Genomic DNA, 23,221 nt, shown 5'->3' on the forward strand with positions numbered 1-23,221 from the left:
TCACTCGGTCAACCGCCGGAGCCGCCTCGTGAGGGCGTGGTCGGGCCCGTACAGCTTGGCGGCGTGTTCCGCGCTCTTGCGGTACACCTCGACGGCTTGGCCACCGGCAAACCTGGTGTACGAGAGCGCCGCCAGCAGGTGCGACATCGGTGGCAACGTGGTGTCGGTCAGGTTGTAGAACGACACGAGCAGAGCCGACTTGGCGAACGCGTGTCGGTCTCGGCCCATCCGTTCGGGCAGGCTGCGGAGCGCGGCTTGCAGGAGGCGGTGCATCGAGATCGTGTCACCGGTCCGCCGGACCAGTCCGTACTTGACCAACAGGCCGATGGCGCGCATCCACCGGACCGGATCGGCCGTCGCGTCGGCGAACCGCGGGTCGTCCTGGCGGATGGCCTGCCTCAACGGTTCGAGCGGTATGTCGTCCGGGGCGAGGTAAGCGCTGATCAAGGCCCCCGCCACGGCGACGGGCTCCTGTCGCGCCACCCGCTGGAGCGACAGCCCCCACACCGTGGCGACGGTGTGGGGATAGCCGGGCACATCGCCCTCCGCCAGCAAGGCGGACTCGTGGGTGTCGAGCAGGGTCAGGTACTCCTCGACCGGCAGCGCCGTCTCCTCCAGGTACGCGGCGGCTTGGGCCAGCCCGAGCGGGAGGTCGCCCAGCACGTCCGCCAACCGGTCAGCCTGCTCAGCGGTCGTCGCGGGCACTCGTCCGCGCAGGAAGTCCACGGACTCCGGGCGGGACAACGCGTCGAGCTCGACCGTGCGGCCGAGGCCGCCGAAACCGGTGTTGCGGGTGGTGACCAGCACATGGCCGCCGACCGGGAGGTGCTCGTGGACGTCACCAGGGCGCTCGGCGTTGTCGAAGATGAGCAACCACCCCGGTTCGGCGCTCAGCACCGAGCGCAGGTCGGCCGTCGCGGGCAGGCCGAGCGCCGCCTTGAGCCGCTCGAAGTGGTCCGGGATGAGCTCCGGCTGCTCGGCGGGGATCCAGTACGCCCACTGGTACTCGGCCCGGTGGCGGTAGGCGTACTCGATCGCGGTCTGGGACTTGCCCACCCCGCCCAAGCCGTGCAGCGAGTGCACGGAGACGACGCTGGTCGACAAGCCCTCGTGGATGCGGGCCAGCACGTCCTCACGGCCGGTGAAGTTCGGGTTGCGCGGCGGGAGGTTCCAGACGGGCGGAGCGGGCGGCGCGGGGGCGGGCTGGTTGACGATGACGTCGCGACCGGCTTGGTAGACCCGGCTGCCGTCGCTCGCCTCGGCCCGCTGCCCTTCGGTCACCGTCCGGACTGTAGTCCCGCCACCAGAAGGGAAACCACCGCGTCGAACGCCGCGTCGACGTCCGGGGCGGACCAGTCGCCGGCGTGGGCCGGGTCGTGGAAGCGCGCGGTGGCGTCGAAGACGGCTTTGGCGCTGACGGCCGGGTCCGCCGTGGTGAAGTCGCCGGAGGCCACGCCGTCGGCGACGATCCTGGTCAGGTCCTCGACCATCGCCGCGATGTGCGAGGCGACGACGGAGCTGTTCTCGTTCACCAGCACCGAGTACGTGGCGAACAGCTCCGGGTCGCCGAGGGCCTTCTTGCGCTTGGACTCGAAGAGCGCCGCCAGCCAGTCGCGCAGGCGCTGCGACGCGGGGGTGTCGGCGGCGGCCAGCTCCGCCAGGCCCGCGTGCGCGCGGTCGAGCCAGCGCTGGGTGACGGCCTCCCGCAGCGCCGTCTTGGTCGGGAAGTGCCGGTAGACGCTGCCGTGGCTCACGCCGAGGGCGCGGGCCACGTCCACCACGGTCGCCTTGGCCGGGCCGAAGCGGCGGAGGACGTCCTCCGTGGTGCTGAGGATGTCCTCCGCGGTCAGTGCGCCTTCCGCCACGTGGTGCTCCCTGGTGTCGCCGGCTGGTCCGGTCAATTGTGCGCGCACCGGCCGACCGCCCCGGCCGCGGTCAGCGCTCGCTGTCCAGGTGCGCCATGAGGGCAGGCGCGTAGCGCTCGCCCGCCGCGGCGTCGGCCGGGACCGCCGCCTCGATCCGGGTCAGGTCCGACTCGGTGAGCGTGACGTCCAGCGCGCCGAGCGCCTCGGTCAGCCGGTCGCGGCGGCGCGCGCCCACCAGCGGGACGATGTCCTCGCTCTGGGCCAGGACCCAGGCGATGGCCAGCTGCGCGACCGTCGTGCCCTTCTCGGCGGCCACCGCGCGCAGGGCCTCCACCAGCGACAGGTTGTGGTCGAGGTTGTCGCCCTGGAACCGCGGCGAGACCGCGCGGAAGTCCTCGGCCTGCCGGGACGCCGTCCAGTGGCCCGAGATCAGGCCGCGCGACAGCACTCCGTACGCCGTGACGCCGATGCCCAGCTCGCGGGCGGTGGGCAGGATCTCCGCCTCGATGCCCCGCGAGATCAGCGAGTACTCGATCTGGAGGTCGACGATCGGGTGGACGGCGTCGGCCCGGCGCAGCGTGTCCGCGCCGACCTCGGACAGGCCGATGTGGCGGACGTGGCCCTTCTCGACCTCCTCCTTGATCGCGCCCACGGTCTCCTCGATCGGGACGGCCGGGTCGAGGCGGGCCGGGCGGTAGACGTCGACGTGGTCCGTGCCGAGCCGGCGCAACGTGTAGGCGAGGAAGTTGCGCACGGCCTCGGGCCTGCCGTCGTTGCCGTGCCAGCCGCCGTCCGCGTCGCGCAGCGCGCCGAACTTGACGCTGATCGCCACGTCGTCGCGGTTGCGGTCGCGCAGGGCCTGGCGGATCAGCAGCTCGTTGTGGCCCATGCCGTAGAAGTCGCCCGTGTCGAGCAGCGTCACGCCCGCGTCGACGGCGGCGTGGATGGTGGCCACGCTCTCCGCCTCGTCGGCCGGGCCGTACAGGTCCGACATGCCCATGCAGCCGAGGCCGAGCGCGGACACCTCGGGACCGGTCGTGCCCAGGACCCGACGCCGGGTCACGCGGTGGGTGGAGTTCGTCATGGCTCCACTATGCGACTTGGACTGACAGATTTCAACTTCTGTCAGTCCATCGAGTGGCGGGCCTCACCGCGCCACCGCTCTGAGGACGGGTGCGAGGTCGCCCTTGAGGACCACCTCGACGTCGTCCAACTCCAGCCAGTCCGCCATGTGCCGCAGCTCGGCGGCCAGCTCGACCGCGACCCGGCCCACGTCCGCGCCCGGCTCGGCGTACGCCGCCTGCACCCGCAGCACGCCCGCCGCCCGGTCCGCCTTCAGGTCGACCCGCCCCACCAGCTCGCCGTCCAGCAGGAACGGGAACACGTAGTAGCCGTGCACCCGCTTCGGCGCGGGCACGTAGATCTCGATCCGGTAGAAGAAGTCGAAGATGCGCTCGGTCCGGGCCCGCTCCCAGATCAGCGGGTCGAACGGGCACAGCAACGCCCGCCCGGTGATCCGCCGCGGCACGCGCGCCTCGACGTGCCGGTACGCGGGCACGCCCCACCCCCGCACCTCGACGGGCTCCAGCACCCCCACCTCCACCAGCTCCGCCACGGCCTGGCGACTGCGCGCGGGCTGCAACCGGTAGTAGTCACGCAGGTCGGGCTCCGTCGCCACGCCCATCGCCGTCGCCGCACGCGTCACCAGCTCCCGCGCGCCCTCCTCCGCCGATACCGACAGCCGCCGCGCCAGCACCTCCGGCGGCAGCACGCGTTCGCTCAGGTCGTACAGCCGCTCGAAACCGCGCCGCGTCCCGGTCGTCAGCACGCCCTCGCCGAACAGGTACTCGCACACCTTCTTGACCTCGGACCAGTTCCAGCCCCAGTGGTCCTTGGCCCGCGGCCCGCCACCGGCCAACGCCTTCTCGATCGCGCCCGCGCCGAGCGGCCCCAGCTCCTTCACCACCGCCAGGATGTCGTCCACGAGCTGCGGCGAGCGCTCGGCGACCGTCGTGTAGTTCTTCCACCAGCCGGGGCGCTTGGCCCCGGAGTGCAGCAACGGCCAGTCCTCCACCGGCACCAGGCTCGCCTCGTGCGCCCAGTACTCCACCAGCAGTCGCGGCTTGCGCACGCCGTGCGACCACGCCGCGTCGTCCACCAAGGACGGCGCGTAGGCCCCGAGCCTGCTGAACAACGGCATGTAGTGCGCGCGGACGGCGACGTTCACCGAGTCCAGCTGCAACAACCGGATCCGGGACAGCACCTTCTGCAAGTGCCGCCGGTTGGGCGCCGAGGCGGGCCGGGGGTCGGCGAAGCCCTGTGCGCCCAAGGCGATGCGACGAGCGACGTCAGCGTTCATCTTCTGCACGGCTGGATACTCCCACCGGGGTACGACGTTTCCGCTCGGCCCGGACCACCAGCACCACCGCCAGGACCACCAGCAGACCGCCGAGCAGCTGCACCACCCCGAACCGCTCGTCGGCCAGCCACACCCCGAGCACCACCGCGATCACCGGGTTCACGTACGCGTAGGTCGCCACGGTCGACACCGGCAGCTGCCCCAGCACGTACACGTACGAGCTGAACGCCAGCAACGACCCGAACACCACCAGGTAGCCCCACGCCACCCACGACGACGTGGTGATCGCGCCGAACGACACCCGTTCCCCGGCCACCAGCCCCGCCACCGTCAACGCCGTCCCACCGGCCAGCATCTCCACCGCGGACAGCGCGAACGGGTTCGCCGGCGTCTCCAGCCGACTGCTCAGGAACGACCCCAGCGCCCACCCGAACGCCGCCAGCAGCACCACCCACGGTCCCCACCACGACGAATCGCCCATGTCGTCCGACAACAGCACGGCCAGCCCCACCAGACCGATGGCCACGCCCGCGTACGTCACGCCGTGCGGCCGTTCACCGGCGATCCGCCGCATCAGCACCACGTACAGCGGCACGGACGCCACCAGCAGCGCCGCCAACCCCGACGCCACGGACTGCTCGGCCAGCACCACGAGGCCGTTGCCCCAGGCGGGCAGCAGGAGTCCCAGCAGCACCGCCGAGCCGAACTGCCGCCACGTCATCCGCAGCCCGCCGCGCCACGCCACCACCGCCGCCAGCACCAAGCCCGCGACCAGGAAGCGCGTGCCGCCCGACAACAGCGGTGGCATCGACTCGATGGTGAACTTGATCCCCAGGTAGGTCGAACCCCAGACCACGTACACGACGCCCAACGCTGCCCAACGCACGTCACCGACGCTTTCACGCCGGCGCGGGTGGAATCACGCGGATTTCCGCCATGGCGCCGTGACATCGGACTCCCCCGGCTCCACGCGCCGGCCGCGCCACGCCGGCCGGATAGGGTGCCGCCATGGCCGACGCCACCGTGCGCACCGCACAGCCCGACGACGTGGCGGAGATCGCCCGCATCCACCGAGACACCTGGCGCACCGCCTACCGGGACATCGTCCCCGCCGAGGTGCTGCAAGCCGTCGACGTCGACGAGACCGCGCCAGCGTGGGCCGAGGCGGTCGGTCACGGTCAGGTGTTCGTCGCCGCCGAAGGCACGTGGACGGTCGGTTTCTGCGTCGCCGGGATGGCGCCCGAGGAAGAAGTGGCGCACGCCGACGGCTCGCTGCCCGAGGACGCGGCGACGACGGCACTGGTGAGCGTGCTCGTGGAACCGCGCTGGGCACGGCGCGGGCACGGCGGCAGGCTCCTCGCCACGGCCGCCTCCCACCTGCGCGAAGCCGGCGCCACGAGGGGTGTCGCGTGGGTGCCCGAGGCGGACAAGGCGTCGATCGGCTTCTACGGCAAGGCGGGCTGGGAGGCCGACGGCACGGTCCGCACCCTGGACGCCGGCGGGCGGCCGTTGCGCGAAATAAGGGTTGCCGGGGGGTTGACCCTACTGCTCGAACCGTGACCGCACGGGTAGCCTCGCCAAGTGCTCGGGTGGTTGTGCCTCACGTTCAGCGTCGCCTTCGGCTCCGCGCTGGTACCCCTCATCAGCATCGAGATCTTCGTCATCGGACTGGTCACCCAGCAACCGGGCATCTCGTGGTGGTGGATCGGTATCGCGGTCGCCGTCGGCCAAGTGCTGGGCAAGATGTTCTACTTCCTGGCCGCCCGCGGCTCGCTGCACCTGCCCGCGTTCATGAGGCGGAAGGTGAAGCCGGCCAAGGCGTTATCGCCGTGGCGGCTCAAGTGGAAGGCCAGGTTGGAGTGGGTGCGCGTGCGGTGCCACCGCCACCCGCACTGGATGTTCGGCACGCACGCGGTGAGCTCCGTGGTCGGCCTGCCGCCGTTCATGTTCACCACCGTGCTGGCGGGCCTGGCCGGCATGTCGTCCTGGCTGTTCATCTCGACCAGCGTGGCCGGCCGGTTCGCCCGGTTCAGCGTGCTCGCCGCCTCGCCTGCCGCGGTGGCTGGCTGGTGGGTGCACTGACGGCGCGCTGGTGGCGCACCAGGCGCTGCTCGGGCAGCACCAGCCCGTAGTGGTCGTGCAGCTCGGCCTGCTCGGCCTCCGAGAGGTCGCGGTCGCCGACCTTCGGCGCGTCCTCCACCTCGCGCTTCTCGACCGGCACCACGAGCCTGCGGTCGCGCACCTGGGCGCCGCGGATCGGGACGAGCGTCGTGCCGCCGTCGCTGCGCACCGAGGCCCACAACGGCCGGTCACCGGCCAGCCACACCCCCGCGACCGGTCCGATGGGCCGGCCGTGCCGATCCAGCACGTCGCAGTCGTAGAGGCGGTCCACCGCTGTGCGATCCATGCCTCTTCGGTTACCCCACCACTCGGCCGAGCGCACGGCGAACCACCCGGTCGTGTGACCCTCCTCAGGGCCGTTCGTCAGGGCGGTCACCCACCCGCCCGAGGTGGCGGCGCACGACGAGCAGGACGGCGATGCCCACGGCCGCCACGAGCAGGCTGATGACCAGGCCGAGGCGCAGCGCGTCCACCCCGCTGTCGGGGCTCACGTCCGCGGACAGCACGACCGCGGGCTTCGGCGACGCGGTCGGCCAGGTGAACGTGTCGGAGGCCGCCGCCGCCGACGACTCCGACGGCCCGGTCGTGGCCGACGACGAGGTCGTGGACGCCGAGGTCGTGGTGGTCGTCGTCGTGGTGGTCGTGGCGGACGGCTCGGTCGTGAGCGACGGCGTGGACGACGGCGCCGGGGCGCCGCTCGTGGTGCCCACGGTCACGGGCGAACCCGTGCACGGCACGCCGTCCACGGTGAACGACGTCGGCGCGGGGTTGCTGCCCGACCAGGTGCCGTTGAAGCCGACCGACACCGACCTGCCCGTGGCCACCGAGCCGTTGTGGGAGGCGTTCGTCACCCGCACGGTGCTGCCGCTCTGGGTGAACACGCCGTTCCACGTCTCGGAGGTGATCCGCTGCCCGGCGGTGAACGTCCACTCCAGGGTCCAGCCCGAGAGCGGGTCGCCGAGGTTCGTCACGGTGACGCGCGCGCCGAACCCGCTGCGCCACTGGTCGGTGACGTCGTAGTCGACGTCGCAGCCGACCGCGGCCCGCGCCGTGGCCATCGGGGTGACGAGACCGGTCGCGACCAGGGCCGCGGCGACGGCGAGGGCCGCCCGGACGATCCGAGCGAAGGGCATGGGCACTCCTGGGACGGGCGGCGGTTCGCCTGATTCTTCCCCAGGAAGCCGGCGTGGTCAGCCGATCATGAGCGCGATGCCCAGCGCGACGACGACGACCAGGCACGCAACGGTCAGCCGCAGGTTCTCGCAGGTCTTCACCACACACTCAGGGTAACGACGCCCACAGGAAGATCCAAGGCAACGGAGCGTGAAGACCGAATGAATCGCGTCTCAGCAGCGCGACTCACGCACGATTCATCGGCAGGGTGAACAGGTCGATCGCTTTCCGCATGGTCTCGCGGGCCCGGCCGCGGTCACCCGCCAGGTCGTAGGCCTGTGCCAGCAGGAACCACGCCCGCCAGTCCTCCGGGCGCGACTCGACGTCGACCCGGCGCTCCTCGAACCAGGCGTCGGCCGCCTCCCGCTCCACCCGGCCGGACGGGCGGCGCGGCAGCCCGGACGTGTCGAGGAGACCGCCCTCGGCGTCGAGCTGCCGCGCCATCCGCTCGGTGGTGAAGCCGAACCTGAGGTTCGTCCACGCGATCCACGCGCCGATCAGCGGCAGCACGAGCACGCCGACGCCGAGACCGACGCCGACCGGGTCGCCGGTGCCGAGCAGCACCACGGCCCGGCCGCCGAGCAGCACGAAGTACACCGCCAGCGCGGCGGTGATCACGAACGCGACGGTGCGGGTCTTCACGGTGTCGGCTTCACGGTGTCGGCTGCCCGGGTCGGGTCAGAGGTCCATGTACTTGTCGAGCCCCACGGAGAGCCCGGGGTGCTGCGCGATCGACCGCACGGCCAGCAGCACGCCCGGCATGAACGACTTGCGGTCCAGCGAGTCGTGCCGCAGCGTCAGCGTCTCGCCCTCCGTGCCGAACACGACCTCCTGGTGCGCGATCAGCCCGGCCACGCGCAGCGAGTGCACCCGCACGTCGTTCACGAGCGTGCCCCGCGCGCCGGGGGCCTCCTGCGTGGTCGCGTCCGGCATCGGGCCGATCCCCGCCGCCTCGCGCGCCTGCGAGATCAGCCGGGCCGTGTGCGCGGCGGTACCGGAGGGCGCGTCCACCTTGCGCGGGTGGTGCAGCTCGATGACCTCGGCCGACTCGTAGTACGGGGCGGCCAGCTCCGCGAACCGCATGGACAGCACGGCGCCGATGGCGAAGTTCGGCGCGATCAGCACGCCCAGCCCCGGCTTCGCGTCGAGCCACTCGGAGACCGTGCCCAGCCGCTGCGCGTCGAACCCGGAGGTGCCGACGACGGCGTGGATGTCGTTGTCAACGCAGAACCGGATGTTGTCCATCACCACCTCGGGGCTGGTGAAGTCGACCGCGACCTGGGCGCCGGCGTCGGCCAGGTTGAACAGCCAGTCACCCGCGTCGACCATGGCCACGACGTCCATGTCGCCGGCCGCCTCGACCGCGCGGCACACCTCGGCGCCCATGCGGCCCCTGGCCCCGATGACGCCTACGCGGAGTGGTTCTGCGGAACTCAAGAGATCACCTCGTGCACCTGGGACGGCAGATCGTCGGCGTGAGCGTAAGGGCCGACCACGGCGGCGGCGACGGGACGTCGCAGCAAGTCCTTCGCCAACGTGGCGACGTCGGCCGCGGTGACCTCGTCGACGCGCGCCAACGTCTGCTCGACGGACAGGTAGTCGCCGTAGTTCAGCTCGCCCTTGCCGATGCGCGACATCCGCGAGCTGGTGTCCTCCAGGCCGAGCACGAGCCCGCCGCGCAGCTGGCCCTTGCCGCGGGCCACCTCCGCGTCGCTCAGCCCGTCACGGGCCACGGTGGACAGCACGTCGCGCACCACGCCGGCGACGTCGCCGAGCCGGTCCGGCTGGCAGCCCGCGTAGACCGACAACGTGCCCGCGTCCGCGTAGAGGCCGACCGACGAGTACACCTGGTACGCCAGGCCGCGCCGTTCCCGGACCTCCTGGAACAGCCGCGAGCTCATCCCGCCGCCCAGCGCGGCGTTGAGCACGTTCAACGCGAACCGGCGCTCGTCGTGCCGGTCGAGCCCGCGCACGCCCAGCATCAGGTGCGCCTGCTCGGTGTCGTCGGAGTGCAGCACCAGCTTGCGCGAACCCGGGATGCGCGCCCGGCCGGCCCGCGGCGCGACGGGCGTGCCCTCGCGGTCGAGCCGGTCGCCGATCTGCTTGCGCACCAGGCGCATCACGTGCGCGTGGTCGATGTTGCCCGCCACCGCGAGCACCATCCGCGGCAGCGTGTAGCGCTTCTTGTAGAAGCCGAACAGCGCGTCGCGGTCCATGTCCCCGATGGACTGCTCGGTGCCCAGCACCGGGCGGCCCAGCGCGTGCTCGCCCAGCAGGGCGTCCAGGAACGCGTCGTGCAGCAGGTCTTCCGGGTCGTCGTCGCGCATGGCGATCTCTTCGAGCACGACGCCGCGCTCGGTCTCGAAGTCGCGCGGCTCGCACAGCGCGTCGAACACCACGTCGCACACCAGGTCCACCGCCAGCGGCAGGTCCTCGTCCAGGACGTGCGCGTAGTAGCAGGTGTGCTCCTTGGCGGTGAACGCGTTCAGCTCGCCGCCGACCGCGTCGATCTCCTCGGCGATCTCCGCCGCCGTGCGGTTCGCCGTGCCCTTGAACAGCAGGTGTTCCAGGTAGTGCGCGGCGCCCGCGACCTCGACCCGCTCGTCGCGCGACCCGACCTGCACCCACAGGCCGACCGACGCCGACCGGACGCCGGGGATGCGCTCGGTGATGACCCGCAGGCCGGAGGGCAGCACGCTGCGGCGCACGGCGACGCCCGCGTCACCGCGTTCCAGCGACATCGTGCTGCCCGGCTTCTGCAGGTGCCCGAGCCTGCGCGTAAGCGGACGGCCGCGGGTGCCCGAAGCACCCGCGGCCGTCCTGTTGACGCTCGTCGTCACTGCGCGTTGGCCTCGGCAGGTGCGGTGTCCTGCACGGGCGCGTCGCCGGCCGGGGCCTGCTCCGCGTCGTCGCTGACCAGGACCAGGCTGATCTTGCCGCGCTGGTCGATGTCGGCGATCTCGACCTGGAGCTTGTCGCCGACCTTGACGACGTCCTCCACCTTGTTGATGCGCTTGCCGTTGCCCAGCTTCGAGATGTGGATCAGGCCGTCCTTGCCCGGGAGCAGGGACACGAACGCGCCGAACGCCGCGGTCTTCACCACGGTGCCCAGGAAGCGCTCGCCCACCTTCGGCAGCTGCGGGTTCGCGATCGCGTTGATCAGGCCGATCGCGGCCTCGGCCGACGGGCCGTCCGCCGCGCCGACGTAGATCGTGCCGTCGTCCTCGATGGAGATGTCGGCGCCGGTCTGCTCGGTGATCGAGTTGATCATCTTGCCCTTCGGGCCGATGACCTCGCCGATCTTGTCGGTCGGGATCTTGACCGACGTCACGCGCGGCGCGAACGGGCTCATCTCGTCCGGGCTGTCGATGGCCTCGGCCATGACCTCCAGGATGGTCAGGCGCGCGTCGCGGGCCTGGCCCAGGGCCGCGCCGAGCACCTCGGACGGGATGCCGTCCAGCTTGGTGTCCAACTGGAGCGCGGTGACGAACTCCTTGGTGCCGGCGACCTTGAAGTCCATGTCGCCGAACGCGTCCTCGGCGCCGAGGATGTCGGTCAGCGCGACGTACTCCGTCTTGCCGTCGACCTCGTCGGACACCAGGCCCATGGCGATGCCCGAGACCGGCGCCTTCAGCGGCACGCCGGCGTTGAGCAGCGACATCGTGGACGCGCAGACCGAGCCCATGGACGTCGAGCCGTTGGAGCTCAGCGCCTCGGAGACCTGGCGGATCGCGTAGGGGAACTCCTCGCGCTTGGGCAGCACGGGCATCAGCGCCCGCTCGGCCAGCGCGCCGTGGCCGATCTCGCGGCGCTTGGGCGAGCCCACGCGGCCGGTCTCACCGGTGGAGAACGGCGGGAAGTTGTAGTGGTGCAGGTAGCGCTTGTGCGTCTCCGGGGCCAGCGAGTCGATCTGCTGCTCCATGCGCAGCATGTTCAGCGTGGTGACACCCAGGATCTGGGTCTCGCCGCGCTCGAACAGCGCCGAGCCGTGCGCCCGCGGGATCAGCTCGACCTCGGCCGACAGCGACCGGATCTCGGTGAGGCCGCGGCCGTCGATGCGGACCTTGTCGCGCAGGATGCGCTGGCGGACCAGCTTCTTGGTCAGCGAGCGGAACGCCGCGCCGACCTCCTTCTCGCGACCCTCGAACTGCTCGGCCAGCTTCTCCAGCACCGACGCCTTGATCTCGTCGATGCGGGACTCGCGCTCCTGCTTGCCACCGATGGTCATCGCCTGACCCAGCTCGCCGGCCGCGGCCTGCTCGACGGCCTCGAAGGCGTCGGGCTGGTAGGCCGGGTAGGTCGGGAACTCGCCGGTGGCCTTCGCCGCGACCTGCGCCAGCTGGGCCTGCGCGTCGCACAGCGCCTTGATGAACGGCTTCGACGCCTCCAGACCGGCGGCGACGACCTCTTCGGTCGGCGCCTGCGCGCCCTCGCCGATCAGGTCGATGACGTTGTCGGTGGCCTCGGCCTCGACCATCATGATCGCGACGTCGTCACCGACGACGCGGCCGGCGACGACCATGTCGAACACGGCCTTCTCCAGCTGCTCGTGGGTCGGGAACGCCACCCACTGGCCCTCGATGAGCGCCACCCGGACGCCGCCGATGGGGCCCGAGAACGGCAGGCCCGCCAGCTGCGTGGACGCCGACGCGGCGTTGATCGCCACGACGTCGTACAGGTCGGCCGGGTTCAGGCTCATCACCGTGATGACGACCTGGATCTCGTTGCGCAGACCGTCCACGAAGGACGGGCGCAGCGGCCGGTCGATGAGGCGACAGGTCAGGATCGCGTCGGTCGACGGGCGACCCTCGCGGCGGAAGAACGAGCCGGGGATGCGGCCCGCGGCGTACATGCGCTCCTCGACGTCCACCGTGAGGGGGAAGAAGTCGAAGTGCTCCTTGGGGTGCTTCGACGCCGTCGTCGCCGACAGCAGCATCGTCTCGTCGTCCAGGTAGGCGACGACCGAGCCCGCCGCCTGGCGGGCCAGGCGACCGGTCTCGAAGCGGATGGTGCGCGTGCCGAACCGACCGTTGTCGATCGTGGCGGAAGTCTCGTGGACCTCGATGTCCGTCATATGGGTACTCCTCGTCATGCGGGTCACAGCGCGCTCATGGCGCGGGATCGCGGTTCGGACGAGGCCGGTCTTCGATCGAAGTCCCCTGGGGTTTCCTCTACCAGGGGGCCACTACCGAGGACCGGCGAACTGTCGTCCCGGGCGCCGCGCGTGCTTCCCTCGTCTTGTTTTCGATTAACGCCGAGGGGGAGTGACCTTGGTGGTCACTCCCCCTCGGCGAGGATCACCTGCGCAGGCCGAGCCGCCCGATGAGGGCGCGGTAGCGCTGGATGTCCACCTTCTGGAGGTAGTTGAGCAGCCGGCGGCGACGGCCGACCAGCAACAGCAGGCCCCGACGCGAGTGGTGGTCGTGCTTGTGCTGCTTCAGGTGCTCCGTCAGGTCGGCGATGCGCTTGCTCAGCAGCGCGACCTGGGCCTCGGCCGAACCGGTGTCCGTGTCGTGGACGCCGTACTCGGTGAGGATGGTCTTCTTCTGCTCGGTGGTCAGTGCCACGTGCTCATTGCTCCTTGTGCTGGTTAAGTGCCGTGCGGCCCCACGTGAGCGGGGTAGTCGGTACTGGCCGCCACGGACCGCAGCCAGACCCAAATGTCGAGGTTACCAGCAGTGGTGACGCGTTACCCGTTTGCCGTGCTCAACGGCACTCGGTCGAGCACCGAGTAGCCCTCGGCCGGGTGGCTGCGGACCAGGGCGACCTCAGTGACCGTCCACTCACGACCGGTGAACTCCACGTGCGGCAGCACGGCGCCGCGGGCCACGGTGACGTGCGGTCGCCAGTCCGGCGGCACGCGGGCCGCCTCACCCAGCTCGGCCAGCTCGCCGTCCACCCCGATCCACAGCACCTGGCGGAACGTGCCGCTGCCGCGCAGCCTCAGCACGGGCGCGGTCACGCGGTCGAGGCCGTCGAGCTGACCGGCGGGCTCGGCCTCGCCGAAGAACCGGACGGTGACGTGCCAGCGGGCCGGGTGCTGCCAGCGCAGCCGGGGGTGCGCGGCGCGGAACGGGCGGAGGGCGTCGTGCAGCTCGTCGACGACGTCGGCGGGCGGGAAGATGGCGGAGAAGAGGCTCACGGGCGGGGCGGGTCAGGCGTCGCGGACCTTGCCCGCGCGGCGCAGCAGCTCGGCCAGGGCCGGGAAGTCCTCGCCGAGCACGTCGGCGGCCTGCGACAGCTCGCGGCCGTCGGCCAGGCGGCGCAGGAACGGGAACACCACGGCCTCGTCGTCCGCGCTGCCGTTCACCGGCAGCGAGTCGCGGCTCACGGTCGGCTTCGACTGGCGGACGTCCTCCAGCGCGCGCTGCAACGCGTCGGGCGAGCCGGACGCGACGTCGGGGGTGAGGACCTTGCGCTCCAGCATGATCATCCGGGCCAGCACGGACGGGTTGCCGATCTTGGCCCGCCGTCCGCTCATGACCTGGCTCAGCATCGGCGCGCTGATGCCGAGCACGTCCGCGAGCTGGGCCTGGGAGACGCTGAACGCGACCACGAGCCGGCGCACCCGGTCGCCCAAGGGTTCCCCGTACCACTCCCGCTGCAACGCGAGATTGCGCTGGACGATCTTGTGGTCCTCCACCTTCGCCTCTCCCCTGACCGATGGACGTGCCAGGCATCTTGCCAGGTCGTGCCGTGTCGCACGGTCGGTTCCACCCACCTGGTTCAACCGGTCAGGCGTCACCCGGATCCAGCAGGAGGTCACGCGCCGTGTCCACGTCGCGGTGCATCTGCTCCAGCAGCGACTCGACGCTGTCGAACTTCACCATGTCCCGCAGCCGGTCCACGAAGTCGAGCGCCACCCGCTGGCCGTAGAAGTCCTCGTCGACGTCGAGCACGAACGCCTCGACCCGCCGTTCCCGGCCGGAGAACGTCGGGTTGGTGCCCACGCTCACCGCGGCCTTGAGGCGGCGGCCCGAGCCGTGCACGAACCAGCACGCGTACACGCCGTCCGCGGGCACGGCGGCGAACCGCGCGGTCGACAGGTTGGCCGTGGGGAAGCCCAGTTCCTTGCCGCGGCCGTCGCCGCGCACCACGATGCCCTCCAGCCGGTGCGGCCGGCCGAGCGCCTGCGCCGCGGCGGCCACGTCGCCGGCGTCGATGCACGCCCGGATGTAGGTCGACGAGTAGGTCACGCTGTCGTCGGTCACCAGGTCCGCCCCCTCGGTCACGAAACCGAATCTCTTGCCCAGCTCGCGCAGCAGGGTCACGTTGCCCGCCGCCTTGTGGCCGAACGTGAAGTTCTCCCCCACCACCACGGCCGCCACGTGCAGCCGGTCCACCAGCACCTCGTGCGCGAACTCGTCGGCGGGCGTGCGCGAGAGCTCCGCGGTGAACGGGATCACGCAGAACACGTCGACGCCGAGGCCCTCGACCAGCTCCGCGCGCCGGCGCAGGCTGGTGAGCTGCGCCGGGTGGGTGCCCGGCCGGACCACTTCGGACGGGTGCGGGTCGAAGGTGATGAGGACGCTCGGCACGCCCTTCTCCTCGGCCAACCCGACCGCGCGACCGATCAGCGCCTGGTGCCCTCGGTGGACCCCGTCGAAAACGCCGATGGTCACCACGCAGCGGCCCCAGCCGCCGGGCAGGTGGTCGAGCCCTCTCCAGCGTTGCACGCGGGCAAGCCTAGGCGGTCGGCCCCGGCGTGCCGTCCGAGGTCGGCTAGCTTGAGTTTTAACCTGTTCGGCGGGGTCGCGGAGTGGTCGACTTCGTCTTCTTGCGCTGCTTCGGTTTCTGTCCGTTCGTGCTGGTGGCGGTGTGGACGTCGTGGCGTGGTGCGGGTTCGGTGTTGGGAACTCCGGCGGGGCGTCCGGGTCCTGGTCGGGAGGGTTTCGGGACACGTGCCGGGCAGGCGAGGTGCGGGCGTAGGTGCCGAAATCCCCGTCGGAGCCGGGCAGGGGACATCCGTTCGGGTGAAACAGTTCGCTCCCAGGGACGACGCAGATCGGCTGCCAGGCCGCGGGCGAGGCGCAGTTGGGTGTAGGTGGCGAGCAGCAGCCAGGTCCACCGGTCGGCCTGCTCGGGCGAGCGGAGTTTCGGGGTGGTCCAGCCCAAGGTCTGTTTGAGCATGCGGAAGGTGTGCTCGATGTCGAACCGGCGCAGGAACGCCTGCCACGACAGGTCGACCGCCACCGGGTCGAGACCGGTGCGGGAATGCCACAACCACACCGGTTTCGGGACCGCCCCGGACGGCAGGTGGTCGACCTGCAGACGGATCACGGTGCCTTCCAGGATCGGCAGGTTCCCGGCGTGGCCGGCCCAGGCGATGCGGTGGGTCAGTCTCGGGTGCAGGCGATCCCACGCCCGTGCATGGGCCGGACCGTAGAGCCTGGTCTGCGTCCGGGTGTCGACATCCGGTTCGCCCCAGGTGGCCGGGTCGCCGAAGGCGAACTCGCCGCCGTGGCGGCGGGGCCGCCCCCGGGTGCCGGGCGCATGCGGCGGCGCCGGTCGGCGCAGGACCCGGTCCGAGCGCATGCGCACCAGCACGGTGATCGGCAGGTCGGCAAGGACGTGGGCCAGGCGCGGTCCGTCGTAGCCAGCGTCCGCGACCAGCATGATGTCCGGATCCCCGGACCGCCAGTGCCCGGCGACGACCAGGCGGTCCACCACACCACGGACCTGGGCCGCGGTCACGGTCGCGGCGTCGTCGCCGGGCGCGAGCCGCACCGCGTCCAACGGCACGGTCCACGAACCACGCCCGGACTCCAACGCCACGACCACCGAGTAGGGCCAGCCCGGCACCATCATGTGCTGGTCCTTGCCCCTGCCGTAGGTGTGGCACAGGATCCGCTGCCGACCGGTGTGCGCCTCCGGACGCAGCCAACTGGTGACGTCCACCGCCAACACCAGCCGCCCGTCCGCCGCACGCGGGATCGACACCGCGCTCAACGCGGTCCGCAACCGCGCGATGTCGATCCCGCCGCACGCGAGCGCGGCATACCCGCTGCCATGACCACGGCGATGCTCACCCACCAGCGACAACTCCGCGATCGACCGCACCGGCCCATCAGTGCACAACACCGCGTCGCCCAGCTCGAACAACGCATCAGCCCGGCGGGTCAGAGAGTCGTAGAACGCCCGCCGGAACCCGGACAGCTCCCCGTCGGCACGCCTGCCATCGGCGTGAGGCACACTGATCACCGCAGCCCTCTGGTCGATCTTCCAACTGTCGCAAGAAGGAATGATCGACCAAGGGCTGCACCCATGATCAACAGGGGTAGGCGACCACCGCTCGAAGGTTAAAACTCAAGCTAGGGCCTGTTTCACAAGTCTCGTTCGATGAGAGTCGCGCCTGAGGTGGTTCCTGGCGGTGCGGCCGGACGGGCCGCATACCGCTGTTGTATGTGTCCCGTCCGGCCGTGCCCCCGGGGGCCGCCTCAGGCCCGACTATCGCGAACACGGACTTGTGAAACAGGCCCTAGTCGTGACGGATGTCGCGACCGGCCTGGTGGACGGTGCCGCCGTCGCGCGCGACCGCGGTCTGGTTGATCGTGGTCGGCGAGTTGACGGTGACCGGACCGAGGTTGCCGCCCTGCACCACGGCGCCGTGCACGGTGCCGCTGATGCTGTTGTGCACGTTCGCGGTGGGCGGCTGCGGCGGTGGCTGCGGCTCGGCGGCGGCCGGTCCGGTCGGTTCGGACCGCTCGGCCGGTTCGGTCGGCGGTGGGGCCGGAGCTTGCACGCGCAGGGCGATGACCACGCCCAACGCGGTGAGCAGCACGACCGTCACCCACGCCCACGGGTTCGCGCGGCCGTCGGTGGCGAGGTTGATCGCCACCCCCGTGGCCGACGTCACCACACCGGCCGCGGCCGGCCACACCCATCTCGACATGGCGTCCACGGTAGGCCCTATCCGCTCGGGGTGAGTACCACCAACGGCTTGGCGATCGGACCCTCGTCCTTCGCCAGCGCCACGACGTGGCCGTCCGGTCCGAATACGCCGTACGTGCCGTCCAGCCCGCCCGCGGCCAGCCGTTGGCCGTGCGAGAGGGCGACCGCCTCGCGTGGCGCGATCTCGCGGCGGGGGAACGCGGTGGACACGGCCGCGTCCAGGTCCAGGGACAGGCCCGGCGCGCTCTCGAGCTGCTCCAGCGTCTTGGCCACGCGCAGGTCGAACGGGCCGACGCGGGTGCGGCGCAGGGCCGCGAGGTGGCCGCCGACGCCCAGGTCCGCGCCGAGGTCGCGGGCCAGCGCGCGCACGTAGGTCCCGGACGAGCACTCCACCATCACGTCGAGCTCGGTGACGCCCTCGCCCTCGCGGCGGACCGACAGCACGTCGAAGCGGTGCACCGTCACCGGGCGCGCCGGGATCTCCACCACCTCGCCGGCCCGGACCCGCGCGTAGGCGCGCTTGCCGTCGATCTTCACCGCGCTCACCGCGCTGGGCACCTGCTCGATCGCGCCGGTCAACTTCGCCACACCGGCCCGGATCGCGTCCTCGTCCACTTCGGACGCGTCGGCCGTGGACAGCACCTCGCCCTCGGCGTCGTCGGTCGTGGTGGACGAGCCGAGGCGGATCGTCGACAGGTACGCCTTGCTGTCCAGCGCGAGGTGGCCGAGCAGCTTGGTGGCCCGCTCGATGCCGAGCACGAGCACGCCGGTCGCCATCGGGTCGAGCGTGCCCGCGTGCCCGACCTTGCGGGTGCCGAGGATGCGGCGGACCTTGGCCACCACGTCGTGTGAGGTCATGCCGTCGGGCTTGTCGATCACGACGAGGCCGGGCGGGACGGGTGGCCCAGAGGGACGAACACGAGAAGATGCGGACACGGACGACGATCCTAGGCCTCGACCAGAGCGCGCTTGTCGACCGCGCCCGCGATCACGTCCCACCGGCGGCGGCGCAACTGCACGGGCACCGACTCGCCCCGGTCCTCGGCGGCGAACACCGCGGCGCGCGCCCGACGCCACCACACCACCGTGCGCCACAGGCCCGTCAGCAACACCGCCACCACGGACAGGAACGCGATCCGGTACGCCTGCGGCGCCGGGAGCACCGGCTCGGTCACGTCCAGCAGCACGCCGACGGCCAGGGCGGTGAACGTGATCGCGGCGAACCCGCCGACGTTGGCCACGCCGGTCGCCGTGCTCACCCGGTGCAGCGGGTTGTAGTCGCGCACCAGCGCGAACGCCACGCCGGAGGCCGGGCTGCCCAGCGCCAGCACCGCGAACACCACGTACAGCGCGGGCGTCGGCAGCACACCGCCCGGCCAGCCGAGCAGCACCGCCCAGGACAGCACGGCCGCGGCCAGGTAGGCGCCGACGATCGGCATCCGCCACTCCGGCCGGTTGCCGATCACCGTGCCCATCACCGGCCCGGTCACGATCGCCACCAGCACCAGCGTGCTCAGCACCGCCGACGCCGACGGCCGCGACAGGCCCTGCGCCTCGACCAGGTACGGGAAGCCCCACAGCAGGCCGAGCACGGCGGGCGCGGACATCGACGTGAAGTGCACCCAGAACCCCAGGCGGGTACTCGGCTCGCGCCACGCGTCCTTCACCTTCGCACCCACCGCACGCAGCGGCACCGGCTCGACCACGGGCTGCGGCACGCCGTCGGGCACCTCGCGCACGCGCCACGCGACCACCGCCGCGTACGCCGCCGTGGCGAGGCCCGCGACCAGGAACGTCACCGTCCAGCCCGCGTTGTCCAGCAGCAACGTCAGCGGCACGGTCGCGACCAGGTTGCCCGCGCCGCCCAGCGCGGCGGACAGCGTCATGACCACGGTGAACCGGCGGGGCGGGAAGTGCGCGGCGGCCAGGCGCAGCACGCTGACCCACGTCATGGCGTCGCCGACGCCGAGCACCGCGCGTGCGGCCAGGCCGAGCGGGTAGGACTCGGCGAGCGCGAACAGGGTCTGGCCGACGCCCATGAGCAGGGCGGCGGCGGTGAGCACGCGGCGCGGGCCGAAGCGGTCCACCAGCAGGCCGGTGGGGATCTGCATCAGCGCGTAGAGGCCGATCTGCAGCACGGTGAACGTGCCGAGCGCGGCGGGTCCGACGGAGAAGCGGTCGCTCGCCTCCAGGCCGGCCACGCCGAGCGAGGTCCGGTGGAACAGGGCGGCGATGTAGACGAGGACGGCGGTTGACCAGATCAGCCACGCTTGTTTCGTGGCACGATCGACCGGCAAGGTGGATCTCCTAGGCTTCCTGCGGCAGCACTCCCAGTATCGAGAAACAGTTGCCTGTTGTTAACGATTCCGGAGAGTGCCGAGCACCACATCACGCCTGGTCACACCACGCCTACGCGAGCCCACTCCCCCGATCGGGTCCGCCACAGCACCAGCACGAGCCGCAGCACCATGAACGCCGACAGGCCGCTCCAGATCCCGACCAGCCCCCAGCCGAACGCGTAGGACGCCCACACCAGCGGCAGGAAGCCGAGCGCCGCCGAGGCCAGCGTCGCGGTGCGCAGGAACGCCGCGTCGCCCGCGCCGAGCAGCACGCCGTCCAGCGCGAACACCACGCCCGCGATCGGCTGCAGGCCCACGAAGAACCACCAGGCGTGCGGTATCTCGTCCAGCACGGCCCGGTCACTGGTGAACACCGTCGGCAGCGGGCCGGACAGCGCCGCGAACGCGACGCCGAGCAGCACGCCGAACCACAGCCCGTACCCCGTCACCTGCCAGGCGAACCGACGTGCCTGTTCACGGCGTGCCGCGCCGAGCGCCGCGCCGATGATCGACTGGGCGGCGATCGCCAACGAGTCCAGCACGAGCGCGAGGAACGTCCACAGCTGCAGCACGACCTGGTGCGCCCCGACCGCGCCGACCGACGTGCGCGCGGCGACCGACGCGGCGGACAGGAAGCACGCCTGGAAGGCGAGGCTGCGCAGGACGAGGTCCCGGCCGAGGCCCAGCTGGGCCCGCATGCGGTGGCGGTCGGGCCGCAGGCTCACCCGTTCCGAGCGCAACGCCTTGAGGAACAGCCCGGCCGAGAGCACCTGGGCGATCACGTTCGCGACCGCCGAGCCCTCCAAACCCCAGTGCGCGCCGTGCACCAGGACCGGGCACAACACCGCTGAGATGGCGTTGCCGACGAGCACGTACCGCAGCGGGCGGCGGGTGTCCTGCACGCCGCGCATCCAGCCGTTGCCGGCCATCGTGACCAGCACGAACGGGGCGCCGAACAACGCGATCCGCAGCCACGCGACGGCGTTGTCGGCCACCTCGCCGCCACCGCCGAGCAGCCGTGCGGCGGGACCGGCCAGCAGCTGCCCGAGCACGATCACCAGCGCGCCGACGGCCAGCGCCAGCCACGTCGCCTGCACGCCCTCCTCGACCGCCTCACGCCGCCGGCCCGCGCCGAACAGCCGTGCCGTGCGCGCCGTCGTGCCGTAGGAGAGGAACGTCAACTGGGTGGCGACCTGCGTGAACAGCACGCCGCCCACCGCGAGGCCCGCCAGCGGCAGCGCGCCGAGGTGCCCGACGACCGCCGTGTCCACCAGCACGTACAGCGGCTCGGCCGCCAGCACCACCAGCGCGGGCGCGGCCAACCCGACCACCCTCCGCGCCGGAACCCGCTCCTCCACAAGATCCCCTCGATGCCCGACACACGCGCCCCGAACGTAGGACTCTCGCGTGAGTCCTACGTCCAGCACGCGTGAGTCCTACGTTCAGAACGCGTGAGTCCTACGTCGGGAACACCCGAGTTCAACGCTCGGACGGCGCGGTCACGGTCTCCAGGGCGGCACGCAGGCTCGCCAGCACCTCGTCGGCCTCGCCGGAGGCGGTGAAGCCCGCGGCCAGCCGGTGGCCACCGCCGCCGAGCAGCTGCGCCACCTCGCGCACGTCCACCGCGCTCACCGCGCGCAACGACACCGACCACGACGACGGCCGCAGCTCCTTGAGCACCGCCGCCACCTCGGCCTCGGCCGTGGTCCGCACCAGGTCGACCACGCTCTCGACCTCCTCGGGCCGCAGCCCGGCGGCGTCCTCCAACGTCACGACGGCGTGCACGAACCCCAGCCCACCCGCCGCGTCACGCTCCAGGCGCGCCCGACCCAGCACCTTCGCCAACATGCCCAGGTACCCGAACGGGTGAGAGTCCATCAACGGCCGGGCCACGGCCTCGGCGTCCACACCGGCCGCGAGCAGCCGCGCGGCCACCTCGTGCGTCGTCGCCGACGCGTGCCGGAACGACCGCGTGTCCGTCACCAATCCCGCGTACACGCACCGGGCCACCGGCTCGTCCAGCTCGACGCCCAGCACGTCCAGCAACCGCAGCACCACGAGCGCGGTCGCCTCGGCCCGGTCGTCCACCACGTTCACGTGCCCGAACCCCGGGTTCGACACGTGGTGGTCCAACACCACCACCACACCGGCGGTGGACACCCGATCGGCCAACGGACCGAGCCGCCCGACACTGCCCGTGTCCAACGCGACCAGCACCGGCGGCGCGGCGGGCACCGCGGACGCGGGCACCAGCAGCCCTGCCACGTCCAGGTCCCGCAACGTCTCCGGCACCTCGGCCGGCGCGCCGAACGACACCCGGACCACCGCGCCCCGGCGGTGCAGGACCAACCCCAGCGCCAGCGCGCTGCCCAACGCGTCCGCGTCGGGGTTCACGTGCGCCAGCAGCGTCACGTCGGTGGCGGTGGACAGGATGCGAGCGGCCTCCGCGAGGTCCGCGCTCAAGTCGCCGGACACGCGGAGGCCGTCGGACACGCGGACACCATCGGACGCGCTCGGGTCGTGAGGCGCGCTCGGGTCGTTCAAGCTCGGATCGTTGTGCACGGCGAGAACGCTAGTCGGCGTCCTCGGCCTCGCGCGGCGGCTTGTACGGGTCGGGCTCGCCCGCCGGCTCCGCGCCGTGCGCGATGCGCGCCACCTCGGCATCCAGCTCCCGCGCCTTGGCCAGCAGTTCGTCCATCCGACGCGCCTCGGCGGGCACGTTGTCGGTGACGAACGACAGGGTCGGCGTGAACCGGACACCGGTCTGCTGGCCGACCATGGTGCGCAGCACGCCCTTGGCCTTCTCCAGCGCCGCAGCGGCGCCCGCGAGGTCCGGCTCGGAGTCCAGCTTCTCGCCGAGCACCGTGTAGTAGATCGTCGCGTCGTGCAGGTCGCCGGTCACCCTCGTGTCCGTGATGGTGACGCGAGCCAGCCGCGGGTCCTTCACCTCGTGCTCCAACGCGGAAGCCACGATCTGCGAGATCCGCTTGGCCAGCTTGCGAGCCCGTGCCTGGTCGGCCACGGCGCTCCCCTCCTGTCGTTGCGATTCGTCGCCTGCCCGGCGACGCTTGCTAGTCGTCCTCCGGCCCGACCAACCTGTGGCGGGCGGAGAGAAGTTCCAGTTCGGGCCGTCCGGCCACCAGCCGCTCGCAGGCGGCCATCACGTCCCTCACATGCTCGGCGTCGGCGGCGACGGCCGCCACTCCGATCAGGGCTCGGCGGTGCAGGTCCAAGTGGCCGGCCTCGGCGACCGACACCTCGAACCTGCGGCGCAGCTCGGCCACGACGGGCTTCACCACGGACCGCTTCTGCTTCAACGAGTGCACGTCGCCGAGCAGCACGTCCAACTCAAGGGCACCGACGAACACAGATGATCACCAAGGGGTGTCCAGAGGTGGGGGGGGGGGGGGGGGGGGGGGCCCCCCCCCCGCGGGGGGGGGGGGTGGGGGGGGGGGGGGGCCCGGGCGGCGCCC

Annotated in this window: 25 protein-coding genes; 2 read left to right on the forward strand and 23 right to left on the reverse strand. The window is 71.9% G+C overall.

What is annotated here, in order from left to right:
- From fxsT to LNK82_RS30185, 5 genes are all read right to left on the reverse strand, one after another.
- Positions 1-1,281: an FxSxx-COOH system tetratricopeptide repeat protein gene (gene fxsT / locus LNK82_RS30165; protein WP_230570265.1), complete on the reverse strand. Its 1,281-nt coding sequence runs from the start codon at positions 1,279-1,281 to the stop codon at positions 1-3.
- Positions 1,278-1,865, reverse strand: coding sequence for a TetR/AcrR family transcriptional regulator (locus LNK82_RS30170; protein ID WP_230570266.1), 588 nt, complete (start codon positions 1,863-1,865; stop codon positions 1,278-1,280). The genes fxsT and LNK82_RS30170 overlap by 4 nt, the downstream gene beginning before the upstream one ends.
- A gap of 70 nt (positions 1,866-1,935) precedes the next feature.
- Positions 1,936-2,949, reverse strand: coding sequence for an aldo/keto reductase (locus tag LNK82_RS30175; RefSeq protein ID WP_230570267.1), 1,014 nt, complete (start codon positions 2,947-2,949; stop codon positions 1,936-1,938).
- Between the two features lie 63 nt (positions 2,950-3,012).
- Complete coding sequence (locus LNK82_RS30180) at positions 3,013-4,224, reverse strand: winged helix-turn-helix domain-containing protein (protein WP_230570268.1); 1,212 nt, start codon at positions 4,222-4,224, stop codon at positions 3,013-3,015.
- A complete protein-coding gene (locus LNK82_RS30185; RefSeq protein WP_230570269.1) occupies positions 4,214-5,110 on the reverse strand; it encodes an EamA family transporter in 897 nt (298 codons plus the stop codon). The genes LNK82_RS30180 and LNK82_RS30185 overlap by 11 nt, the downstream gene beginning before the upstream one ends.
- 122 nt (positions 5,111-5,232) lie before the next feature.
- On the opposite strand from LNK82_RS30185, the gene LNK82_RS30190 reads away from it, so the two are divergent.
- The gene (locus LNK82_RS30190) at positions 5,233-5,784 is read left to right on the forward strand and encodes a GNAT family N-acetyltransferase (RefSeq protein WP_230570270.1); all 552 of its coding nucleotides are present in this window, start codon (positions 5,233-5,235) and stop codon (positions 5,782-5,784) included.
- Positions 5,785-5,805: 21 nt separating this feature from the next.
- Positions 5,806-6,306, forward strand: a complete 501-nt coding sequence (locus LNK82_RS30195; RefSeq protein WP_230570271.1) for a YqaA family protein — start codon at positions 5,806-5,808, stop codon at positions 6,304-6,306.
- Here the strand turns inward: LNK82_RS30195 and LNK82_RS30200 are convergent.
- From LNK82_RS30200 to LNK82_RS30285, 18 genes are all read right to left on the reverse strand, one after another.
- A complete protein-coding gene (locus LNK82_RS30200; protein ID WP_230570272.1) occupies positions 6,254-6,631 on the reverse strand; it encodes a hypothetical protein in 378 nt (125 codons plus the stop codon). The genes LNK82_RS30195 and LNK82_RS30200 overlap by 53 nt on opposite strands.
- Positions 6,632-6,695: 64 nt before the next feature.
- Complete coding sequence (locus tag LNK82_RS30205; RefSeq protein WP_230570273.1) at positions 6,696-7,478, reverse strand: cellulose-binding domain-containing protein; 783 nt, start codon at positions 7,476-7,478, stop codon at positions 6,696-6,698.
- Between the two features lie 226 nt (positions 7,479-7,704).
- Positions 7,705-8,160 (reverse strand): tetratricopeptide repeat protein, encoded by a 456-nt coding sequence (locus LNK82_RS30210; protein ID WP_230570274.1) that lies wholly within the window; start codon positions 8,158-8,160, stop codon positions 7,705-7,707.
- Positions 8,161-8,196: 36 nt separating this feature from the next.
- Positions 8,197-8,955, reverse strand: a complete 759-nt coding sequence (gene dapB, locus LNK82_RS30215; RefSeq protein WP_268997263.1) for a 4-hydroxy-tetrahydrodipicolinate reductase — start codon at positions 8,953-8,955, stop codon at positions 8,197-8,199.
- Positions 8,952-10,259 (reverse strand): M16 family metallopeptidase, encoded by a 1,308-nt coding sequence (locus LNK82_RS30220; RefSeq protein WP_230570358.1) that lies wholly within the window; start codon positions 10,257-10,259, stop codon positions 8,952-8,954. Before LNK82_RS30220 ends, dapB begins: the two co-directional genes overlap by 4 nt.
- Before the next feature lie 95 nt (positions 10,260-10,354).
- Entirely contained in the window at positions 10,355-12,592 is a 2,238-nt protein-coding gene (locus LNK82_RS30225) for a polyribonucleotide nucleotidyltransferase (RefSeq protein WP_230570275.1), read from the reverse strand.
- A gap of 223 nt (positions 12,593-12,815) precedes the next feature.
- Complete coding sequence (rpsO, locus tag LNK82_RS30230) at positions 12,816-13,085, reverse strand: 30S ribosomal protein S15 (protein WP_230570276.1); 270 nt, start codon at positions 13,083-13,085, stop codon at positions 12,816-12,818.
- Positions 13,086-13,207: 122 nt separating this feature from the next.
- Positions 13,208-13,660, reverse strand: coding sequence for a 2'-5' RNA ligase family protein (locus tag LNK82_RS30235; protein WP_230570277.1), 453 nt, complete (start codon positions 13,658-13,660; stop codon positions 13,208-13,210).
- 12 nt (positions 13,661-13,672) lie between these two features.
- Entirely contained in the window at positions 13,673-14,161 is a 489-nt protein-coding gene (locus LNK82_RS30240; RefSeq protein WP_230570278.1) for a helix-turn-helix domain-containing protein, read from the reverse strand.
- A gap of 91 nt (positions 14,162-14,252) precedes the next feature.
- On the reverse strand, positions 14,253-15,194 hold the full coding sequence (locus LNK82_RS30245) for a bifunctional riboflavin kinase/FAD synthetase (protein WP_230570279.1): 942 nt from the start codon (positions 15,192-15,194) through the stop codon (positions 14,253-14,255).
- A 58-nt stretch (positions 15,195-15,252) separates the two neighbouring features.
- The gene (locus LNK82_RS30250; RefSeq protein ID WP_230570280.1) at positions 15,253-16,710 is read right to left on the reverse strand and encodes an NF041680 family putative transposase; all 1,458 of its coding nucleotides are present in this window, start codon (positions 16,708-16,710) and stop codon (positions 15,253-15,255) included.
- A 286-nt stretch (positions 16,711-16,996) separates the two neighbouring features.
- Positions 16,997-17,410 carry a hypothetical protein gene (locus LNK82_RS30255; protein ID WP_230570281.1) on the reverse strand — a complete coding sequence of 138 codons (414 nt, stop codon included), beginning with the start codon at positions 17,408-17,410 and terminating at the stop codon, positions 16,997-16,999.
- Between the two features lie 17 nt (positions 17,411-17,427).
- Positions 17,428-18,345, reverse strand: a complete 918-nt coding sequence (truB, locus tag LNK82_RS30260; protein ID WP_308257324.1) for a tRNA pseudouridine(55) synthase TruB — start codon at positions 18,343-18,345, stop codon at positions 17,428-17,430.
- Positions 18,346-18,356: 11 nt separating this feature from the next.
- Positions 18,357-19,706 (reverse strand): MFS transporter, encoded by a 1,350-nt coding sequence (locus LNK82_RS30265; RefSeq protein WP_230570283.1) that lies wholly within the window; start codon positions 19,704-19,706, stop codon positions 18,357-18,359.
- Positions 19,707-19,807: 101 nt separating this feature from the next.
- Positions 19,808-21,106 (reverse strand): MATE family efflux transporter, encoded by a 1,299-nt coding sequence (locus LNK82_RS30270; protein ID WP_230570284.1) that lies wholly within the window; start codon positions 21,104-21,106, stop codon positions 19,808-19,810.
- Between the two features lie 121 nt (positions 21,107-21,227).
- Entirely contained in the window at positions 21,228-22,223 is a 996-nt protein-coding gene (locus LNK82_RS30275; protein ID WP_372470691.1) for a DHH family phosphoesterase, read from the reverse strand.
- A gap of 97 nt (positions 22,224-22,320) precedes the next feature.
- A complete protein-coding gene (gene rbfA, locus LNK82_RS30280; RefSeq protein ID WP_123746043.1) occupies positions 22,321-22,770 on the reverse strand; it encodes a 30S ribosome-binding factor RbfA in 450 nt (149 codons plus the stop codon).
- A 49-nt stretch (positions 22,771-22,819) separates the two neighbouring features.
- Complete coding sequence (locus LNK82_RS30285; RefSeq protein ID WP_230570286.1) at positions 22,820-23,116, reverse strand: DUF503 domain-containing protein; 297 nt, start codon at positions 23,114-23,116, stop codon at positions 22,820-22,822.
- Positions 23,117-23,221 lie beyond the last annotated feature (105 nt).

This window comes from Saccharothrix luteola, assembly GCF_020859565.1.
In the GTDB taxonomy this organism is placed as follows: Bacteria; Actinomycetota; Actinomycetes; order Mycobacteriales; family Pseudonocardiaceae; genus Actinosynnema; species Actinosynnema luteola.